The sequence below is a fragment of the Pseudomonas sp. PME37.24/006 genome (assembly GCF_055556635.1).
In genome coordinates this window covers 1-254 of record NZ_JBVHNL010000217.1, presented here as the reverse complement: position 1 = coordinate 254, position 254 = coordinate 1, and the positions used below count along the sequence as shown (strand labels likewise).

Annotated in this window: 1 protein-coding gene; it reads left to right on the top strand. The window is 75.2% G+C overall.

What is annotated here, in order from left to right; translation table 11 throughout:
- Nucleotides 1-254, top strand: a 254-nt coding sequence (locus ACZ3GY_RS24470) for a hypothetical protein (RefSeq protein WP_465912389.1), incomplete at both ends; no start/stop codon positions are given.

The following is a 254-nucleotide window of genomic DNA, read 5'->3' as shown; positions in this document are numbered from 1 at the left end:
GGAGCAGCTTTCGCACGCCGATCCCGAGGAGGCCGTGCGCCTCGCTCTCGTCGCGCTCCGCGAGCCGGCCGGCGTGTCGGCGACATCGCCCGAGCTGTGGACGCTGGCGCCGACGCGCGTCGCGACGGTCGACGCCGCGGGCTACCTTCGCGAGAAGGACGGCGAGATGGTCGAAGGGCTCGTCGCGACGGCGGCGAGCGAGCCGGAGGCGGCCTTGCGGAGCGACGTGCTCGACTCGCTCGTCGTGCGCCGCC